The following is a 17,706-nucleotide window of genomic DNA, read 5'->3' on the forward strand; positions in this document are numbered from 1 at the left end:
ATTGGTTAAATTTGCACCTCGAAAAAGTAAGACATTAAAGCATTTAGCGATGAAAAAAGATATACATCCAGAAAATTATAGAGTAGTAGCATTTAAAGACATGTCTAATGAAGACGTTTTTTTAACAAAATCTACTGCAAACACAAACGAAACTTTAGAGGTGGAAGGTGTTGAATATCCATTAGTTAAAATGGAGATTTCAAGAACATCTCATCCATTTTACACAGGTAAATCTAAACTAATAGATACTGCAGGACGTATTGACAAGTTCAAAACTAAATACGCTAAATTCAAAAAATAAGTTTAGCTTAAAATATATTTCTAAAAGCCTTTCAACTATTGAAAGGCTTTTTTTATTTTTACCAAAAAGCTTTTATCATGAATTATATCCTTTTTGATGGTCCGTCTCGCAATAATTTATTGCCTTTTACCTTTACACGTCCTGTTGCAGATATTCGTATTGGAATTTTAACCATACGCGAAAAATGGGAAATGTATTTAGATTATACAACAACCACGGTAACCGAAGATTATCTGTCGGATAAATTCCCTATGGTTGAAATGGAGCAGAACGTGATGATTAACGCATCATATTGCCCTAACCACGAATTGGTGGCTATGATTAAAGATTTGCAAGAGAATCAGGCTATTTTTAAAGGTGAAGATGTAATTGCATTTTTTACGACAGATTCTCAAGAAGAAGTCGATTTTGATGCATATGAAGCTATTGAATACAACGAAGCACTTTTAAAAGTTGCAAACACTTGGGATATTTTTTTTAAAAACGGCGAAGCTATTCAAGACGATTTTGACTTGATAACAAATGGCAGACAGTCTGAAGAAATACCAGAAAAAACAATAGTTTTCAACAGAGCAAACATTTTTATTGAAGAAGGTGCTAAATTGCCTTTCTGCTCATTAAATGCTGAAAATGGTCCTATTTATATTGGCAAGAATGCCGAGATAATGGAAGGTAGCTTTATTCGTGGACCTTTTGCCTTATGTGATCATGCTACCGTAAAAATGGGCGCTAAAATTTATGGTCCTACTACAATTGGGCCTCATAGTAAAGTAGGAGGAGAGGTTAATAATTCCGTTATATTTGGTTATTCTAATAAAGGCCACGATGGCTTTTTAGGAAATTCTGTAATAGGAGAATGGTGTAATTTAGGAGCGGACACTAATAATTCCAATTTAAAAAATAATTATACCGAAGTACGTCTTTGGGATTACGAAACCGAAGGTTTTGCCAAAACAGGTTTACAGTTTTGTGGACTCATGATGGGAGATCACAGTAAGTGCGGTATTAATACCATGTTTAATACCGGAACAGTAATTGGTGTGAGTGCAAATATTTTTGGAAGTGGATTTCCAAGAAATTTCGTACCAAGTTTTTCTTGGGGAGGCAGTAAAGGCTTCACAACTTATTTAACCAAAAAAGCTTTTGAGGTAGCAGAAGTGGTTATGTCTCGTAGGGAAATAGAATTTACCGAGCAAGATTCTGCTATTTTAGAACATGTGTTTGAGGAAACTAAAAAGTTTAGAAGGGAATAGAGTTTAATCTCTTTAAGTTATTATTATATTAAAGCAAACAATTTTTACCGATTAGTTTGTTACTTTTACCTGTATTTATAAATATAGAGTGATGATTAAGCAACTCTTTTCTAATCATAAACTATTTGCATTGTTGTATTTTTCAATGCTTTTAATTGACATACTTGTAAAATTGAATTTGCCCCCATTTCCGTTTAGACTATTTTCTAAACCTTTTATATTATTGCTTTTGTTAGTGTATTATATTTTTAATAAAACAGGGAATAATAAAAGAAAGCAATTGTGGATGTTTTTAGCCTTAATAAGTTTTTTTGTTGGAGATCTACTTATAATAAATAACACAAACCTTATTTTTGTAAGCATAAGTCTATTCGTTTTTTCACTTGGAAAAATATTTTTCTGTTTAAAGTTTTCTCATAGAAAAGAATACAGAATTTCAAGATTAATCCCTTTAGCAGTTTTACTATTTTGTTACATTATCTTTTTTACGGCACTTCTTTTAAATGATCTTAAAAGCTTTTTTATACCTGCATTAATAACCTTTTTTTTAACTTTATTAATGTTTCAGCTTGCTTATTTAAGAAAGGATGTATTTAATAAAGAGAGTTACTTTTATGTACTTTTTGGAGTTTTTTCATATTCAATTTGTGAAGGCATGATGGCTATTAAAACATTTAAATTTGATTTGCAATTTCAAGATTTTTTTATAATGTTCCTTTATGGATTAGGGCTGTATTTTGTGGTATTTGGAATTATAAATGAGAAGGAGGACGAGCATAAGTTATTAGAAAAACAAGAGGTATAAAAAAATTTTTATAACAGGTCTTAATTCTAACCTGTTAATAGTATTAATTTCTAAACCTTCAATTTTTACTTTAAAATAGTGATTTTTCATCATAATAAGCAAGTACCATATAGATGCTAATCGTTACCAAAATTGCCACTATAAAACATGGTTTTTAGGATATTAAAAGATTTAGACGCGAATAAGCTTCATTTGTCTAGAATTTTGATATGAACCTCATAGGTTTTTAAACCCTGGAGGTTTTGTGTTCTCTTAATGACAGATTCAATCTATTTTATTCACCCGTTTTAGATCCAATAAATTAATAGGATTAATACCTAATCCTGAAATGGTTTTTCTGGTAAATCTTACTACTTCATCATAAAACATAGGAACAACCGGTGCAGATGTCATAACTAAACTATCCATTTTAGAGTAAAGTGCTTCTCTTCTAAGGGTATTGGTTTCCGTAAACGCCTGCTCGTACCAACTATCGAATTGTTCATTTTTGTAATGCGAATAATTTGGACCATCGGGAGCGAAGTTTTTACTGTAATAAAGAGATAAGTAATTCTCGGCATCTGGATAATCGGCCACCCAGCTGGCTCTAAACATATCTAATTGACCATTGGCTTTAGAGTCTTTTAAACTAGACGCTGGAACCACACTTACATTAACGATTAAACCTGTTTTTTGAAGTTCACGCTGAATATATTCGCAAAAACTCAAATAGTTACTAGTTGTTGTTAAAGTGATTTCTGGAGTTCCATTACCGGTTTCCAATTTATATTGATTGACTAATTCCTTTGCTTTTTGAGGTTGATAATTAAACCCAGACAATTCGCTATAACCTGGCAAGCCTTTAGGTATAAAACCACCATGAGCCGGAATACCTACGCCGTTTCGGAGATAAATCATCATTTTTTCACGATCAAACCCATAATTAACTGCTTTTCGGATGTATTCTGACTGTATTTCAGAAACATCAGAATCCATTAAAAAAGCCAAATATTCAGTGTTTAGATACGGGCCACGAATCATGTTAACATCTTTAGCGTACATTTCTCGAAGTTCGCCATTCGCCGTTAGAATTTCATCTTTATAAGAAGCATCTAAACCAGAAACATAATCTATGTTTCCTTGTGCAAACTGTAAGAATTCACTTTGTTTATCAGGAAGAAATGTAATGGCCACAGCCTCTAGATAAGGTAATTTACTTCCTGATGCATCTACTTCAAAATAATTATTATTTCTTCTAAAAACGAGCTTTAAGTTTTCTTCCCAGCGCTGAAACTTAAATGGACCTGTACCAATTGGGTTTGCTCTGAAGTCGGTTCCAAAATGTTCTACAATTTCTTTGGGAACAACTGAACAATATTTCATTGTTAATAAACCAAGAAAAGCAGGAAAAGGTTGTTTTAGTTTTATTTCAAAAGTGGAATCATTAATCGCGCGGAAGTCTGAAACCTTATTTAAAACCCAGCTGCCAGGTGAAGCAATTTGCTTGTCTTTTAACCTATTTAAGCTGTATTCAAAATCAGAAGCTGTAACGTTTCGCGTAGAATCTTTGCCAAATAAAGCATGATTATGAAAATAAACATCTGGACGTAATGTAAAAGTGTAGGTTTTAGCACTATCGGAAATAATCCAATTTTTAGCAATACTTGGTTGCACATTTAAGCTATCATCCATTTCAACCAACCCATTGAATAATTGATTAGTTGCCCAAATATCTGCCAAATCTTTTGAGAAAGCGGGATCTAGAGAACTGATGTTTTTATGCTCATTATAACGAAAAACTCCAGTAAATTCCTGATTTTTAGAAGAACAGCCAAAAAAAAGTAATAAAATTATTAGACGATATGTCATTTGTATGTTAGGAATGTATATATTTATTAGTAAATCTAAAACATTAAAATTATGAAAAAAAATTACATTTTACTTTTTATTTTTGCGCTTGGCTTTTTGCAAATAAATGCACAAACGCCTTGTTCACAAAGTAATCCTGCTCCTGTAACGAGTATTATTTACACTAATCCAGAAAGATCCAATGCAACTGTTGCTTTTGATATGGTTGTTGCTCCGGAAACGCAGTTTAGCTTAACGACGGTTACTGTAAAAATGGCAGCAGCATTAATGGCTAACTTGAATCCTACAGGAACGGTTAGTATTTATAATAATGCATCAAACCTTCCTGGAACATTAGTTGTTTCTGAAGTTATTACGCCTACAGTTGTTACAGAGGCACCTATTAGTACGTTTGCTATCTACACAGTAACATTCACATTTTCAACTCCTGTAGTTTTAAATAATTTAATCGGAACAACGCCAGCTACTTATTGGGTTGGTTTTCAAATGGGGAATGTTAATGGTGGCGATACTGGGGTTACTGGTGGTGATGTTATTGCTGGATTACCTTATGCGGCAAAGGGTGCAGGTGCTTGGACTTTAGGAGCGCTTGATGGTACTTATACTTTTGAAGGTATATGTTTGTTGTCTGTTGATGATTTTTCTTTGAAAAGCATTTCTGTAACACCAAACCCTGCTCAAGATTATATTAATATTGATTTTCCGAATTCCATATCAAATTATACTACCGAGTTATTTGATATTGCTGGAAAACTGGTTCTGAAATCTAATAATGTGGAGCGTTTAAATGTATCTAAATTACATTCAGGTATCTACATTTTAAAGATTTCAACAGATACAGGTTCTGTTTCAAAACGTATAATAAAGAGTTAAGTTAGTATTTTAAAAAAGTTTTCAAAAGGCGTGCTTTAACAAAGCACGCCTTTTTTTTATGTTTTAGCTTTGGGAAAATAGCCTAAAATGAAAGTGTTACATTTATATTATTGGAAATTTATACCGTAATTATCCAACCGTAATTATCATAACAAGTATATAGCTTGCAATAATATTTTTACGGATAAAGTAGCTATTAGCCGTCCCTTCGCTGGATACTTCAAAAACTAGTCACAAATGTCTATAAAAGCTAAAAAAGTCCTTTAAAACATCTAAAAAACGGCATGAGACTTTCAATTATCCTCTTTTAACTTGAATTTAAGGTCGGACAATTTAAACACTATTATATTTACGCTTTATTAGTTAGCGTTGAATTATAAATAGGAAAAGCACGCATTAGATACGCACGCCAACTGGTAACATACTTCTGTATTGTCTGTTTTTTCTAATAAATTTAGCAATTTCAGGGCTAGTTGGAACAACACTTAAATTACGTTCTTCTATATTTTCAAAAACGACTTTAATAAAATTGTTTTGGAAGGTTTCCGTGAAAATTTCTTCGGGAATAATTAATTTCGTCAAAAATATTTTACGTTCCTGAAGGGAATATTCAATTTTTGCAAGTTGATCGTCTATTTTTAATTCAAACTGGCGCAAAAAATCATTGTCAATGAGTTCATGTTCTTCTATCATAATATTTTTTTTATTCAGTGGAACTATAGGAAGTGATTACTATTTTTACATAGTTTTGTATCGCTAATTTACGATAAATTATTGTGAAACGGAAGCATAAAGAGGTTTAATGCCGTATGAATCAAGATATAGTACATGTTTATTTTATGCCGGGAATGGCTGCAAATCCATCAATTTTCGAACATATAAAATTACCGAAACACCAATTTGAAATTCATTGGCTAGAATGGCTAATTCCTGAAACAGATGAATCTCTATCCAATTATGCTTTGCGTTTAACCAAAGGAATTAAACATGATAAGGTGGCTTTAATTGGAGTGTCTTTTGGCGGCATTGTTGTTCAAGAAATGAGCAAACATATACCCTTGGTGCGTTTAATTATTATTTCCAGTGTAAAAAGCAAAAATGAATTGCCTAAAAGATTGAAGTTTATGCGCATCACGAAAGGCTATAATTTAATTCCTACCTCAATAATTAATAATATCGATTTTTTAGCTAAATACGCCTTTGGTGAAACGGTAAAAAAACGCGTGGAATTATATAAAAAATACCTATCCATTACCGATCCAAAGTATCTCAATTGGGCTATTAAAGAAATGGTTAATTGGAATCAAGTAAAATCGGCACAGAACTTGATACATATTCATGGGTCTGACGACCATGTTTTTCCATATAAATATATTCAAAATTGTATTACGGTTGAAAATGGAACACATATTATGGTACTCAATAAATACCGTTGGTTTAATAAGCATTTGCCTAAACTTATTTTAGAAGGAACCGACCCAACATGTTGATTTATTTTATAACTTTAAACAAAAACTTACACATATGAAAATGATAAAGAGAGCCTTGGTTTTAATGGGGTTGTTAAGTTTAACCATCCTATTTATTTTTGCACAGCAAAATGCTCAAACGGATGAGAATTTCGAAAAACACCTTATAAACGATTATAATGTTTATGCGTTACAAATTCCTGAAAATTTGGATTTTGCAGGTGAAGCTCTGCCGTTAAAAGATCCAGATATTTATGAGCGTATGGACCGCGAGTTATTAGTAAACACCTATTGGCAATCCAATGGTTTATTGATGTTTAAACGCGCCAAGAAATACTTCCCTATTATTGAGCCTATTTTAGCTAAGCATGGTGTTCCAGATGATTTTAAATATTTAGCCGTTATTGAAAGTGGTTTAACCAATGCCGTATCTCCAGCAGGAGCTAGAGGCGTTTGGCAAATTATGCCAGCTACAGCGAAGGAATATGGTTTAGAAGTTAATGATAATGTGGACGAACGTTATAATCTGGAACTGTCTACCGAAATTGCTTGTGATTATTTGAAAAAATCTAAAGAAAAGTTAGGTTCTTGGACTTTAGCTGCTGCAGCTTATAACGCGGGAATGTCTGGGATTTCTAGACGTTTAGGCGAACAAAAAGTTACAGGTTACTATGATTTACTGTTAGGCGAAGAAACAGGACGTTATATGTTTAGAATAGTTGCATTAAAAGAAATCATGTCTAACCCAACTAAATACGGTTTTAATTTTAGAGAAAAAGACCTGTATAAAGATGTTCCAACCTATAAGATTATGGTAGATAAACCAGTTTCAGATTTTTCTACATTTGCACTGGAACACAAAATCAATTATAAAATATTAAAACTTCATAATCCTTGGTTGCGTGAACCACATTTAAACAATAAATCTGGTAAAAGCTATTTTATTGAAATTCCACAGGATGGGTATTACGCTGTTAAACCTTAATGCTGATCGCGTTTCTTAAAAGTAATATCTGGATTATCATAATTGCAATAAATTATGTGCTGGTAATTTCCGCAGCAACTACTATATTATTTAAAAACATTAATCCCACTAAAACCTTGTCTTATATCTTGGTTTTAGTGGTTTTTCCATTTCTAGGATTGATCGTTTATTACTTTTTCGGACAGGAATATAGGAAGAATAAAATATTCAATCGGAAAAATGTCCTTAACGAAAAGGTTGTTCAAAAGTTAGGTAATGAGTTTAGATTAAGCCCTAGTCAACTTCATAAATTAGATGTGTTTTTGGATTCTAAAATGAAGATGGTGAAGTTAATGAATAACAATAAAAACACGCCTGTCACCCTTAAAAATGAACTTCTGATTGTAAAGAACGGCAAAGAAAAATTCAAATTGCTTTTTGAAGATTTAAGAAATGCCGAACACCACATTCATTTAGAATATTATATTTTAAAAGATGATCATATTGGAAAGGAGCTAATTGATATTATCTGCGAGAAAGCTTTACAAGGTGTTGAAGTGCGATTGACTTTTGATGATGTTGGTAGTAAAATTTCATTTAAAACAAAGCGTCAATTAAAAAAGAGTGGTGTTGAGTTTTATGCTTTTATGCCGGTTTTATTTCCGAATTTTACAGGTAAAATGAACTACCGTAACCATCGAAAAATTGCTATCATTGATGGAAAAATCGGTTATATTGGTGGTATTAACGTTTCTGATTGTTATGTGAATTATAAAAATGGAACGTCCTATTGGCGAGATACCCATTTAAGGATTGTTGGTGAAGCCTTAAAACCACTTCAGGTGCACTTTTTAATGACTTGGGATTTTGTTTCTAACTCCAGTTGTGATATTTCATCTGAATTATTTCCGGATGTTCATGTGGATACCACAAAAGCAGTTCAAATTGTTGCCAGCGGACCAGACACAGATTGGGCGAATATTATGGAAGCTATGTTAGTTGCCATCAATACCGCAAACGATTATGTGTATGTAACAACGCCTTATTTTATTCCGAATGATGAAATTGTTACCGCTTTGCAAATTGCGGCTAAAAGTGGTGTGGATGTACGGATGTTGATTCCTAAATCATCCGATTCTTGGATGGCTAAACATGCAACAAACTCCTATTTGGAGCGTCTTTTAGAAGCCCAAGTAAAAGTTTACCGCTATACAAAAGGATTTATCCACGCCAAAACAATGGTGGTGGACGATTTGTTTTCAACCATTGGAACATCTAATTTAGATCATAGAAGTTTCAATATTAACTTTGAAATTAACGCGCTTATTTACAATGAAGAAACGAGCTTGGAGCTCAAAGATCATTTTTTGACTGATTTAGAGGATAGCGAAGAGTTGTCATTGGAGCGCTGGATGGACCGTCCAAAATATAATAAACTGAAAGAATCTTACGCCCGTTTATGGTCGCCTTTATTATAAATTAACGTCTGCCGCGTTGTTGATTTTGGCCTCCATAATGCTGATTAGGCATTTGGGCACGTTTCATATTATCCTTCATCATTTTAATCTGATCCGATAACATATTACGTTTGTCTAGTTTTTGCGCTTCACTTAAAAGCAGTTTAGCTTCTACTTTACGACGTTTACTAAAAGCTATTCCTGCTAAATTGAGTTTAGCCATAGCCAAATCATGATCCATAGATAAACCTAATGAAATAGCCTTTTTAAAATGTTTTTCGGCTTCATTCATATTGGTTTGAGACACCATAATACCGTGTAAATAGTAATAATAACCTTCTTGTTTTTTAACTAAAGCACTGCTTGGATTCTTAATCATATCCAACCATTTTTTAGCGCCTACAAAATCTTGCTTTCTTAATCTTAAAAAAGCTAATAAGATGAATTCATTTTTAAAATATAGAAAAATAAAAATTAACGATAAAAGAATAAACATAATACCATTTCCAATATTGCCTTCCACAAATTGATAAACAGCATAGCCAATGATGCCAAATGCTATAATTAATTTTATAATTTTATTGTACATAAAGTTTCGTTTTATAGGTTGTAACAGAATTTATTGAGGTTGGTATTTTTATCTCTTTATTTTGCAAAGATACAGCGTTACCTTGAGTTTTAGAAGTCACAGTCATTGTTTTTACAACACCACTTTTAATATCTGCTGTTATATTGGTGTTTTGCAAGCCTTTTAAAAGCATGTTATAATTTTCTTCTTCTGTTTTCAAAGTAATTTTTGCGGTGCCTAATAGCGTAATTTGTGGACTCGCGGTTTTAAATGTCCACGTGTTTTCAGCAGCTAAATCTCCAGAATATACATTTTTCCAAGTTTCACCTAAAGCCACTTTTTTAGAAGGATATATAAAGGTGAATTGTTCAAAACTATCTGAAAGGCTTTTGCTCCCAAAATCTTTCTTCATTTCTTCAATTAAAACTTGCTTGGTAAATTCGTCTTTAATACCAGCACGATCCATCATATTATTAATCATACGCGTGGTTCCGCGAACTTTAATAATATCGCCTGTTTTTAAAAGTTCTATTTTAAGTTTGGATTTTGTTAAACCAGAAAAAATTAACGCTTCCATATTGTCTTTTTGAATGGGAGCAGAGGTATCTACAGACATTAATGTGCCATATAGATTAGAAGTAGATTTTAATTTGAAATCTTTATAAGAAAAATCGAAAATATAAGAGCTATCTGTTACTTTTTCAACTACAAAAACGAAGCTGCTTTCTACAATATTGGTCATTTCATGTGCAGAACCATCCATATCTTGTGTGATAAGTTGATTAGCTTTCTGAAAAACATGGATACTATCTCCAATTTTTAAATTATATTGCAATTGTGTTTGAGCCTGACTAGTACTAGCTAATAAGGTGAATAATAGTAATATAGTTGGTAATGGCGTGTGCATTTTTATGCCTTTTTTAAGGTGTACAAAGAAACTAAAATTTTATCTATAAAATATTTTTAAAATAAGGTTTGTTAAATAAAAAAGGGTTTGTATATTTGCACGCAGTTTTAGGGTTTAGAACCTAAAATAGAATTCAAGATATTAAGAAGATTTTAAAGATATAAGTAATGAGTAAAAGAACATTTCAGCCGTCAAAGAGAAAAAGAAAAAATAAGCATGGGTTCAGAGAAAGAATGGCTAGTGCTAATGGAAGAAAAGTCCTTGCTCGTAGAAGAGCTAAAGGAAGAAAGAAAATATCTGTATCTTCTGAATTAAGACATAAAAAATAATGAATTAACAATTGTTAATATATAAAGGTGTTCCCATTTGGTAACGCCTTTTTTTATACCCTCACGTTAACTACTTTTGCAAAAAATATTTCAACATGCCTAAAAACAAAAACATAAAATCCGTACTGCTTATAGGTTCAGGCCCGATCGTTATTGGTCAAGCTTGCGAATTTGATTACGCTGGAACTCAGGCGCTACGTTCTTTAAGAGAGGATGGAATTGAAACAATTCTTATTAATTCCAACCCGGCAACTATCATGACCGATCCTTCTATGGCGGATCATGTTTATTTGTTGCCACTTACCACAAAATCCCTTATTAAAATTCTAAATGAACATCCACAAATTGATGCCGTTTTACCTACTATGGGTGGACAAACTGCATTAAATTTAGCGATTGAAGCAGAAGAAAAAGGTATTTGGGACGATTTTAATGTAAAGTTAATTGGTGTTGATATCGACGCGATTAATATTACAGAAGATCGTGAGAAGTTTCGCGAACTCATGTTGAAAATAGGTGTTCCAATGGCGCCACAAGCTACAGCAACGTCTTACTTAAAAGGTAAGGAAATTGCTCAAGAATTTGGTTTTCCATTGGTAATTAGAGCGTCTTATACATTAGGTGGCGCAGGTGCATCTATAGTTTATAAAGAAGAAGATTTTGATGAGTTATTAACACGTGGATTGGAAATTTCGCCAATTCATGAAGTTATGATAGATAAAGCACTTTTAGGCTGGAAAGAATTTGAGTTAGAGTTATTACGTGATAAAAACGATAACGTTGTTATTATATGTACTATTGAAAATATGGATCCGATGGGAATTCATACTGGCGATTCCATTACGGTGGCGCCGGCTATGACTTTATCGGATAAAACGTTTCAACGAATGCGTGATATGGCAATTCATATGATGCGTAGTATTGGCGATTTCGCTGGTGGTTGTAATGTCCAATTTGCCGTAAGTCCAGATGAAAACGAGGATATTATCGCTATTGAAATTAACCCGCGTGTATCTCGTTCTTCTGCATTAGCGAGCAAAGCAACTGGTTATCCTATTGCTAAAGTGGCTTCAAAATTAGCTATTGGTTATAATTTAGATGAATTAACCAATCAAATTACAGGTTCTACTTCGGCCTTATTTGAACCAACGCTTGATTATGTTGTGGTGAAAATACCGCGATGGAATTTTGATAAGTTTGAAGGTTCTGATAGAACTTTAGGTCTTCAAATGAAATCTGTTGGTGAGGTTATGGCTATCGGCCGGTCGTTCCAAGAAGCGTTGCATAAAGCGACACAATCCTTGGAGATTAAACGAAATGGTTTAGGTGCCGACGGGAAAGGTTATAAAGATTACGATCAGATTATTGAGAAATTAACCTTCGCGAGCTGGGATCGTGTATTTGTAATTTATGACGCTATTCAAATGGGTATTCCATTGAGTCGCATTCACGAAATTACTAAAATCGACATGTGGTTCTTAAAGCAATATGAAGAGTTACATTATTTAGAAAAAGAGATTTCTACTTTTTCAATTGAAAATATAGAGCGTGATTTATTACTTGAAGCGAAACAAAAAGGTTATGGCGACAGACAAATAGCGCACATGCTAAATTGTTTGGAAAGTCAAGTATACACGAAAAGAGAGGAATTTAAAATAAAGCGTGTTTATAAATTAGTAGATACGTGTGCGGCAGAATTTGAAGCGCAAACACCTTATTACTACTCTACATTTGAAAACGAAGTAGAATTATCAAATGGCGAAATAGCGCCATCTAATGAAAGTGTTGTTTCCGATAAAAAGAAAATCATTGTATTAGGATCGGGACCAAATAGAATTGGTCAAGGTATCGAGTTCGATTATTGTTGTGTTCACGGTGTTTTAGCGGCTGCAGAATGTGGTTACGAAACCATCATGATTAACTGTAATCCAGAAACGGTTTCAACGGACTTTGATATTTCCCATAAACTATATTTCGAACCGGTTTTCTGGGAACATATTTACGACATTATTCGTCATGAAAAACCAGAAGGTGTGATTGTTCAGCTAGGTGGCCAAACGGCACTTAAATTAGCTGAAAAATTAGATCGCTACGGAATTAAAATTATTGGTACAACTTATAAGTCTTTAGATTTAGCTGAAGATAGAGGTAGTTTTTCAACTATTTTAAAAGAAAATAATATTCCTTATCCAGAATTTGATGTGGCAACCAATGCCGATGAAGCTTTGGCAATTGCAGATGTTTTAGACTTCCCAATCTTGGTAAGACCTTCCTATGTGTTAGGAGGTCAAGGCATGAAAATTGTAATTAATAAGGATGAATTAGAAGAGCATGTTGTGGATTTATTACGCCAAATGCCTGATAATAAATTACTATTAGATCGTTATTTAGATGGCGCTATTGAAGCGGAAGCGGATGCTATTTGTGATGGTGAGAACGTTTATATTATCGGAATTATGGAGCATATTGAACCTTGCGGAATCCATTCAGGAGATAGTAACGGTGTCTTGCCTCCTTTTAATTTAGGTGATTTGGTACTGCAGCAAATAAAAGATCATACAAAAAAAATTGCATTAGCATTAAATACGGTTGGTTTAATTAATGTACAATTCGCAATTAAAGACGATGTTGTTTATATTATTGAAGCCAATCCTAGAGCCTCTAGAACGGTTCCTTTTATTGCAAAAGCTTATGGTGAACCATATGTGAATTATGCAACAAAAGTGATGCTGGGGGTTAATAAGGTAACCGATTTTGACTTTAAACCGAGATTAGAAGGTTACGCTATAAAACAACCTGTGTTTTCTTTTGATAAGTTTCACAATGTTAACAAACAACTAGGTCCTGAAATGAAGAGTACGGGCGAAAGTATTTTATTTATTGATGACTTAAAAGATGATGAGTTTTATAACTTATACGCCCGACGTAAAATGTACTTAAGTAAATAAAAGGGTAGTAATGCTGTTATTTTAAAGGCTAATTGCTCATGTAGTAATAAAAAACCATCAGATGTTTTCTGATGGTTTTTTTGTAGCTTATTTTGATTTACATTAGAAATCGAAATACAACGCCTGTTACAATCGCTATTCCGAAGCTGATTAGGGTGCCAATTAGAATATATTCGGTGAGTTTTCTTTGTTTACTTTCTTTTAAATCGCCAAACCTAAAAACCGACTTAGCCGTAATTAAAAACCCAACAGCTTCCCAATGATCCATTATAATAAAAATGAATACTAAAATACGCTCCAGGATACCAATGTATTTACCAGCATCTTTAAGCGATTCGTTGCCTTTAGTTAGTTTTTCAATATTCCATTTGCTGAAAATGGCTTGCATAATAATAGATACTGGTACCGTTAAAAAAAGCAAACAGGTTAGTAGGAGCAAGGCAGTTTCTGTGGGGAAATCGGCCGTTGAGAACATCATATCTCTATAAAGGAAATACGCAGCAAAAATGCTGATAATATGTAATAGCTGATCAATAAAAAACCACCGACGTTTGGTTCTCTTCGTTTGAAATAGCAGTTTCAAAGCATCGATTATAAAATGTAAAGCACCAATTATGAGTAATAATGGCCAATAGGATACATCCCAAACAATAAGAAATAATAAGGCAATATGAATGCCCACATGTAAATATAGTTTAGGCGATTTAAGTTTCTTTTTCTCTTTATTCTTTACCCAAGACTTTGGTTGAATAATAAAGTCACCAATTAAATGTGCTAACACTAATTTTACTAGTAGAATCATACTACAAGTTAGTTATTTTAATATTACACAGTGTGTTAAGTTCTAATATTTCTTCAAGGTTTGCGCGTTTTACACGTTTGCTAATAGCATCTTGACTGATACCGATGCGTTGAGCAAGATCTGTTTGAATGCTTTTTGGATTTTCAATATGCATTTTTACAATTTCGGCAGAGTTTGTCGTCCAATTATCCATGCTGATTAAAGCTAATTTAATGTATAAATTGAGGTCTCTATCCAGATTAGGGTTTGCCGTTTTTATTTTTAAATTCAATTTTTCCTTTTTCAGGTTTTCTAATGTTTCACCAGAAAACTGAAAAGCTTCGCCGTTGGATTCGGTTACAGATGTACCTCGATAGGTTTTAGCACCCATACCAATTGCCATTCGTACATCTAAACCTTTTATCATTTTAATACATGCCTTGATGTAAACCGCATGTAAAAAGCTGTCTTGCGTATCTTTAAATTCTATTTGAAAACTATCACCACGGTATATTTCCCATAATCTATCATCAGGTTGTAAAAACGTTAAAGCAGACTTAAGCTGCGCCAGCCATATAGTGGGTTTTACACCTTTGGATCTAATAATATCACCTGTAATAACACTTATCATAAGGGTTGCTTTTGAATGAATAGTATACAATTCTACATATTAATTAATAGTATTCCTTCAAATAGGACTATTTATAAATATGCCTTCAAAAAGGAATAAACTTAATTATGCCATAAATAAGGAATAATCAAATATCGGTCATTTAAATGGAATACCCAAATAACTGAATTTTAAGGAGTAGGTGCCGAGGCGTATTTTTAAATTTTAGGAAGTTATAAATCTATTTTAATATTATAATCTTCTAATTCTTTAAGATAATCACCAATAACAAAATCTTCACTATTAAACTCAATACGTCTATTTTTCTTGGTATGATTACGTTCAATAGCTTTTAGAAAGCGTCTCACCTCTTCTAAAGAAGATAAAACCAACCCAGGAACGGGAGTAGATTTTCCATTATCATCTTTAGCAACCATAGTAAAATAAGAGGAATTACAATGTTTTACATGACCCGTTCTAATGTTTTCGGCTTCAACCCGAATACCGACAACCATGGACGTTGTTCCTACATAATTAATAGAAGATTTCATGGTAACGAGTTCGCCTATTTCAACAGGTTCCAGAAAATCTACGGTGTCAACAGATGCCGTAACACAATAATTTTCGGAATGTTTGGAAGCACAAGCATAAGCAATCTGGTCCATTAAACTCAACATATATCCACCATGAATTTTTCCACCGAAATTGGATTGAGATGGTTGCATAAGTTCTGCAATGCTAATTCGCGAACAAGCCACAGTTTTAAAAGTATCTTTCATATTAGTTGCGCCTATTATTTTCTCCTTTGGTAACTTCAACTTTAGTAATAAAATGTCTGGTATCTCCTAACCAAAATAAGGTTTGATAACGTTCAAAATAATGAAGTTTTACATGCTTTCCTTGTAATTCCATTAAATCTTTTATCACTTGTTTTTGATCATCTTCTACTGAAAATTCGAATAACTGCGCTTCAGAAACACCTTGGCTAATTTCGCCTTCCCAAGTCTTTATAATAACACCTTTACTGCTGAATTTAACCAGTTCACCAGCGCGAATACCTTCACTATATGTCGCGAAATAAATGAAAGAACCATATGCGACTAAAATTAAAACGAATCCAATAAGGATTTTTGTTAAGATACTTTTCATAGTTTATTTGTTTTATTATTCGTCATCATCTTGAACTTGCGCACGTTTTATAATGGCTTCCGGAAGTGACTTTTTAGCTTTAGCGCCCATTTTTTTTAATTTTTGAACACGACCAATTATATTACCTTTTCCATCAACTAATTTATTCATAGCGGCCGAATAATCCGTTTTAGCCGCATCAATTTTTTTACCAACACCAGTTAAATCAATGACCAAGCCTTCAAATTTATCGTAAAGTGCACCCGCTTGTTTGGCAATTTCTAGTGCATTGCGTTGTTGTTTTTCATTATTCCACATGGAATCAATGGTGCGCAACGTTGCTAAAAGTGTAGCAGGTGTAACAATTACAATGTTTTTCTCAAACGCTCTGTTATATATAGAATTATCTTCATTAATAGCCACCGCAAATGCCGGTTCAATAGGAACAAACATTAAAACAAAATCGGGTGATTCTATATCGTATAAATCTTCATATTTTTTATCTGAAAGCTGATCTACGTGTTTTTTAATGGAATTAACGTGTGCTTTTAACCACGTAGGTCTTTCATCTTCTTCGGCGTTTACCAAACGTTCATAGTCTGTTAAGGATACTTTACTATCAATAATCATCCGTTTATTATCTGGCAAATGTAATACCACATCGGGTAAAACGCGAGTGCCATCTTCACGTGTAAAATGTTGTTGCACAAAATACTCCCGGTCTTTTTCCAGACCCGATTTTTCAAGAACGCGTTCCAATACTAATTCCCCCCAATTTCCTTGCATTTTACTATCGCCTTTTAAAGCGCGCGTCAAGTTGGTGGCTTCTTTAGTCATTTGCTGATTCAGATCTTTTAAACCCAATAATTGCTCTCTTAAAGCGGAATGCATACTAATACTTTCCTTTTGGGTATCGTCAACCTTCTTTTCAAATAGTTGAATTTTTTCCTGCAACGGATTTAAAATCAGTTTAATATTTTCTTTATTCTGAAGTGTGAATTTTTCACTTTTTTCATCCAAAATTTTAGAAGCTAATAATTCAAAATCCTTGCGTAATTGCTCTTGTTGAAGCACTAATTCTTCATCGCGTTTTAAAAGCTGTTGCTCTAAATTTTCATATTCAGAATTCCGTCGTGCTAATTCAGAATTGAGCAATTCTTTTTGTCTTCGAATGCCGTCGCGATCAATTTCAGTTTTGGAAATAGTTTCTTTAAAGTCGCTTATTTGCTGATGGAAATAGGTGTTCTGTTTTTTAGATTCTTCTTCAAAAGAAATTTTAAGGCTTGAAAGCTGCTGTTGTAAATTGCTATTGCGTTCTTCTAAAGTGCTGGTTTCGACTTTATTTTTCAATTTAGAAAAAGCCAAGCCAATATAAACGCCAACTGCGGCAGATAGTATAATGGCAAGGATAAGGATAATACTGTCGGTCATATTTAAAAGAAGAATTTTACCAAAGATAAATTTT

Annotated in this window: 18 protein-coding genes; 9 read left to right on the forward strand and 9 right to left on the reverse strand. The window is 33.0% G+C overall.

Translation table 11 applies throughout. The annotated features are described in order from the left end of the window. Positions 1 to 49: 49 nt before the first annotated feature. The 3 genes from ES674_RS10860 to ES674_RS10870 all read left to right on the forward strand — a co-directional run bounded on the left by ES674_RS10860 (position 50) and on the right by ES674_RS10870 (position 2,359). A complete protein-coding gene (locus ES674_RS10860; RefSeq protein ID WP_148404053.1) occupies positions 50 to 301 on the forward strand; it encodes a type B 50S ribosomal protein L31 in 252 nt (83 codons plus the stop codon). Between the two features lie 77 nt (positions 302 to 378). Then, positions 379 to 1,554, forward strand: coding sequence for a GlmU family protein (locus ES674_RS10865; protein WP_148404054.1), 1,176 nt, complete (start codon positions 379 to 381; stop codon positions 1,552 to 1,554). Between the two features lie 91 nt (positions 1,555 to 1,645). Next, positions 1,646 to 2,359 (forward strand): lysoplasmalogenase family protein, encoded by a 714-nt coding sequence (locus ES674_RS10870; RefSeq protein ID WP_148404055.1) that lies wholly within the window; start codon positions 1,646 to 1,648, stop codon positions 2,357 to 2,359. Positions 2,360 to 2,623: 264 nt separating this feature from the next. Here ES674_RS10870 and ES674_RS10875 read toward each other — a convergent pair whose 3' ends face one another. After that, positions 2,624 to 4,207, reverse strand: a complete 1,584-nt coding sequence (locus tag ES674_RS10875) for an ABC transporter substrate-binding protein (RefSeq protein WP_148404056.1) — start codon at positions 4,205 to 4,207, stop codon at positions 2,624 to 2,626. A 51-nt stretch (positions 4,208 to 4,258) separates the two neighbouring features. Between ES674_RS10875 and ES674_RS10880 the strand changes: the two genes are divergently transcribed. Continuing rightward, positions 4,259 to 5,080 (forward strand): T9SS type A sorting domain-containing protein, encoded by an 822-nt coding sequence (locus ES674_RS10880; RefSeq protein ID WP_148404057.1) that lies wholly within the window; start codon positions 4,259 to 4,261, stop codon positions 5,078 to 5,080. A gap of 396 nt (positions 5,081 to 5,476) precedes the next feature. On the opposite strand, the gene ES674_RS10885 is transcribed toward ES674_RS10880, so the two are convergent. Next, a complete protein-coding gene (locus ES674_RS10885) occupies positions 5,477 to 5,773 on the reverse strand; it encodes an N-acetyltransferase (protein ID WP_211359286.1) in 297 nt (98 codons plus the stop codon). Positions 5,774 to 5,889: 116 nt separating this feature from the next. On the opposite strand from ES674_RS10885, the gene ES674_RS10890 reads away from it, so the two are divergent. Genes ES674_RS10890 through cls form a run of 3 tightly spaced genes read left to right on the forward strand, consistent with a single transcriptional unit; the run spans position 5,890 to position 8,991 of the window. Beyond that, positions 5,890 to 6,570 carry an alpha/beta hydrolase gene (locus ES674_RS10890; protein WP_148404058.1) on the forward strand — a complete coding sequence of 227 codons (681 nt, stop codon included), beginning with the start codon at positions 5,890 to 5,892 and terminating at the stop codon, positions 6,568 to 6,570. 34 nt (positions 6,571 to 6,604) lie between these two features. Further along, positions 6,605 to 7,534, forward strand: a complete 930-nt coding sequence (locus tag ES674_RS10895) for a lytic transglycosylase domain-containing protein (protein ID WP_148404059.1) — start codon at positions 6,605 to 6,607, stop codon at positions 7,532 to 7,534. Then, positions 7,534 to 8,991, forward strand: a complete 1,458-nt coding sequence (gene cls / locus ES674_RS10900; RefSeq protein WP_317132049.1) for a cardiolipin synthase — start codon at positions 7,534 to 7,536, stop codon at positions 8,989 to 8,991. The genes ES674_RS10895 and cls overlap by 1 nt, the downstream gene beginning before the upstream one ends. A gap of 1 nt (position 8,992) precedes the next feature. Here the strand turns inward: cls and ES674_RS10905 are convergent, their stop codons facing one another. Together ES674_RS10905 and ES674_RS10910 are read right to left on the reverse strand one after the other, a co-directional pair. Further along, a complete protein-coding gene (locus ES674_RS10905; protein WP_148404060.1) occupies positions 8,993 to 9,559 on the reverse strand; it encodes a DUF2892 domain-containing protein in 567 nt (188 codons plus the stop codon). Then, the gene (locus tag ES674_RS10910) at positions 9,549 to 10,445 is read right to left on the reverse strand and encodes a DUF6263 family protein (protein ID WP_148404061.1); all 897 of its coding nucleotides are present in this window, start codon (positions 10,443 to 10,445) and stop codon (positions 9,549 to 9,551) included. The genes ES674_RS10905 and ES674_RS10910 overlap by 11 nt, the downstream gene beginning before the upstream one ends. A 167-nt stretch (positions 10,446 to 10,612) precedes the next feature. Between ES674_RS10910 and rpmH the strand changes: the two genes are divergently transcribed. Together rpmH and carB are read left to right on the forward strand one after the other, a co-directional pair. Next, the gene (gene rpmH / locus ES674_RS10915) at positions 10,613 to 10,774 is read left to right on the forward strand and encodes a 50S ribosomal protein L34 (RefSeq protein WP_066252696.1); all 162 of its coding nucleotides are present in this window, start codon (positions 10,613 to 10,615) and stop codon (positions 10,772 to 10,774) included. Between the two features lie 95 nt (positions 10,775 to 10,869). Then, complete coding sequence (gene carB, locus ES674_RS10920; protein WP_148404062.1) at positions 10,870 to 13,722, forward strand: carbamoyl-phosphate synthase large subunit; 2,853 nt, start codon at positions 10,870 to 10,872, stop codon at positions 13,720 to 13,722. A gap of 97 nt (positions 13,723 to 13,819) precedes the next feature. Here the strand turns inward: carB and ES674_RS10925 are convergent, their stop codons facing one another. From ES674_RS10925 to rmuC, 5 genes are all read right to left on the reverse strand, one after another. Next, positions 13,820 to 14,524 carry a DUF3307 domain-containing protein gene (locus tag ES674_RS10925; RefSeq protein ID WP_008636112.1) on the reverse strand — a complete coding sequence of 235 codons (705 nt, stop codon included), beginning with the start codon at positions 14,522 to 14,524 and terminating at the stop codon, positions 13,820 to 13,822. A gap of 1 nt (position 14,525) precedes the next feature. Beyond that, positions 14,526 to 15,134, reverse strand: a complete 609-nt coding sequence (locus tag ES674_RS10930) for a transcriptional regulator (RefSeq protein ID WP_148404063.1) — start codon at positions 15,132 to 15,134, stop codon at positions 14,526 to 14,528. A gap of 212 nt (positions 15,135 to 15,346) precedes the next feature. Then, positions 15,347 to 15,892, reverse strand: coding sequence for an acyl-CoA thioesterase (locus ES674_RS10935; protein ID WP_148404064.1), 546 nt, complete (start codon positions 15,890 to 15,892; stop codon positions 15,347 to 15,349). Position 15,893: 1 nt separating this feature from the next. Continuing rightward, positions 15,894 to 16,262 carry a 6-phosphogluconate dehydrogenase gene (locus ES674_RS10940; protein ID WP_148404065.1) on the reverse strand — a complete coding sequence of 123 codons (369 nt, stop codon included), beginning with the start codon at positions 16,260 to 16,262 and terminating at the stop codon, positions 15,894 to 15,896. Between the two features lie 15 nt (positions 16,263 to 16,277). Then, positions 16,278 to 17,672, reverse strand: a complete 1,395-nt coding sequence (rmuC, locus tag ES674_RS10945; RefSeq protein ID WP_148404066.1) for a DNA recombination protein RmuC — start codon at positions 17,670 to 17,672, stop codon at positions 16,278 to 16,280. Between the last annotated feature and the right edge of the window lie 34 nt (positions 17,673 to 17,706).

This window comes from Bizionia myxarmorum (genome assembly GCF_008086205.1).
In the GTDB taxonomy this organism is placed as follows: domain Bacteria; phylum Bacteroidota; class Bacteroidia; order Flavobacteriales; family Flavobacteriaceae; genus Algorimicrobium; species Algorimicrobium myxarmorum.

Excerpts from the sequence above, each read along its gene's own strand:
- ES674_RS10860 (WP_148404053.1), top strand. The coding sequence starts at position 50 with ATGAAAAAAGATATACATCCAGAAAATTATAGAGTAGTAGCATTTAAA.
- ES674_RS10865 (WP_148404054.1), top strand. The coding sequence starts at position 379 with ATGAATTATATCCTTTTTGATGGTCCGTCTCGCAATAATTTATTGCCT.
- ES674_RS10870 (WP_148404055.1), top strand. The coding sequence starts at position 1,646 with ATGATTAAGCAACTCTTTTCTAATCATAAACTATTTGCATTGTTGTAT.
- ES674_RS10875 (WP_148404056.1), bottom strand. The coding sequence starts at position 4,207 with ATGACATATCGTCTAATAATTTTATTACTTTTTTTTGGCTGTTCTTCT.
- ES674_RS10880 (WP_148404057.1), top strand. The coding sequence starts at position 4,259 with ATGAAAAAAAATTACATTTTACTTTTTATTTTTGCGCTTGGCTTTTTG.
- ES674_RS10885 (WP_211359286.1), bottom strand. The coding sequence starts at position 5,773 with ATGATAGAAGAACATGAACTCATTGACAATGATTTTTTGCGCCAGTTT.
- ES674_RS10890 (WP_148404058.1), top strand. The coding sequence starts at position 5,890 with ATGAATCAAGATATAGTACATGTTTATTTTATGCCGGGAATGGCTGCA.
- ES674_RS10895 (WP_148404059.1), top strand. The coding sequence starts at position 6,605 with ATGAAAATGATAAAGAGAGCCTTGGTTTTAATGGGGTTGTTAAGTTTA.
- cls (WP_317132049.1), top strand. The coding sequence starts at position 7,534 with ATGCTGATCGCGTTTCTTAAAAGTAATATCTGGATTATCATAATTGCA.
- ES674_RS10905 (WP_148404060.1), bottom strand. The coding sequence starts at position 9,559 with ATGTACAATAAAATTATAAAATTAATTATAGCATTTGGCATCATTGGC.
- ES674_RS10910 (WP_148404061.1), bottom strand. The coding sequence starts at position 10,445 with ATGCACACGCCATTACCAACTATATTACTATTATTCACCTTATTAGCT.
- rpmH (WP_066252696.1), top strand. The coding sequence starts at position 10,613 with ATGAGTAAAAGAACATTTCAGCCGTCAAAGAGAAAAAGAAAAAATAAG.
- carB (WP_148404062.1), top strand. The coding sequence starts at position 10,870 with ATGCCTAAAAACAAAAACATAAAATCCGTACTGCTTATAGGTTCAGGC.
- ES674_RS10925 (WP_008636112.1), bottom strand. The coding sequence starts at position 14,524 with ATGATTCTACTAGTAAAATTAGTGTTAGCACATTTAATTGGTGACTTT.
- ES674_RS10930 (WP_148404063.1), bottom strand. The coding sequence starts at position 15,134 with ATGATAAGTGTTATTACAGGTGATATTATTAGATCCAAAGGTGTAAAA.
- ES674_RS10935 (WP_148404064.1), bottom strand. The coding sequence starts at position 15,892 with ATGAAAGATACTTTTAAAACTGTGGCTTGTTCGCGAATTAGCATTGCA.
- ES674_RS10940 (WP_148404065.1), bottom strand. The coding sequence starts at position 16,262 with ATGAAAAGTATCTTAACAAAAATCCTTATTGGATTCGTTTTAATTTTA.
- rmuC (WP_148404066.1), bottom strand. The coding sequence starts at position 17,672 with ATGACCGACAGTATTATCCTTATCCTTGCCATTATACTATCTGCCGCA.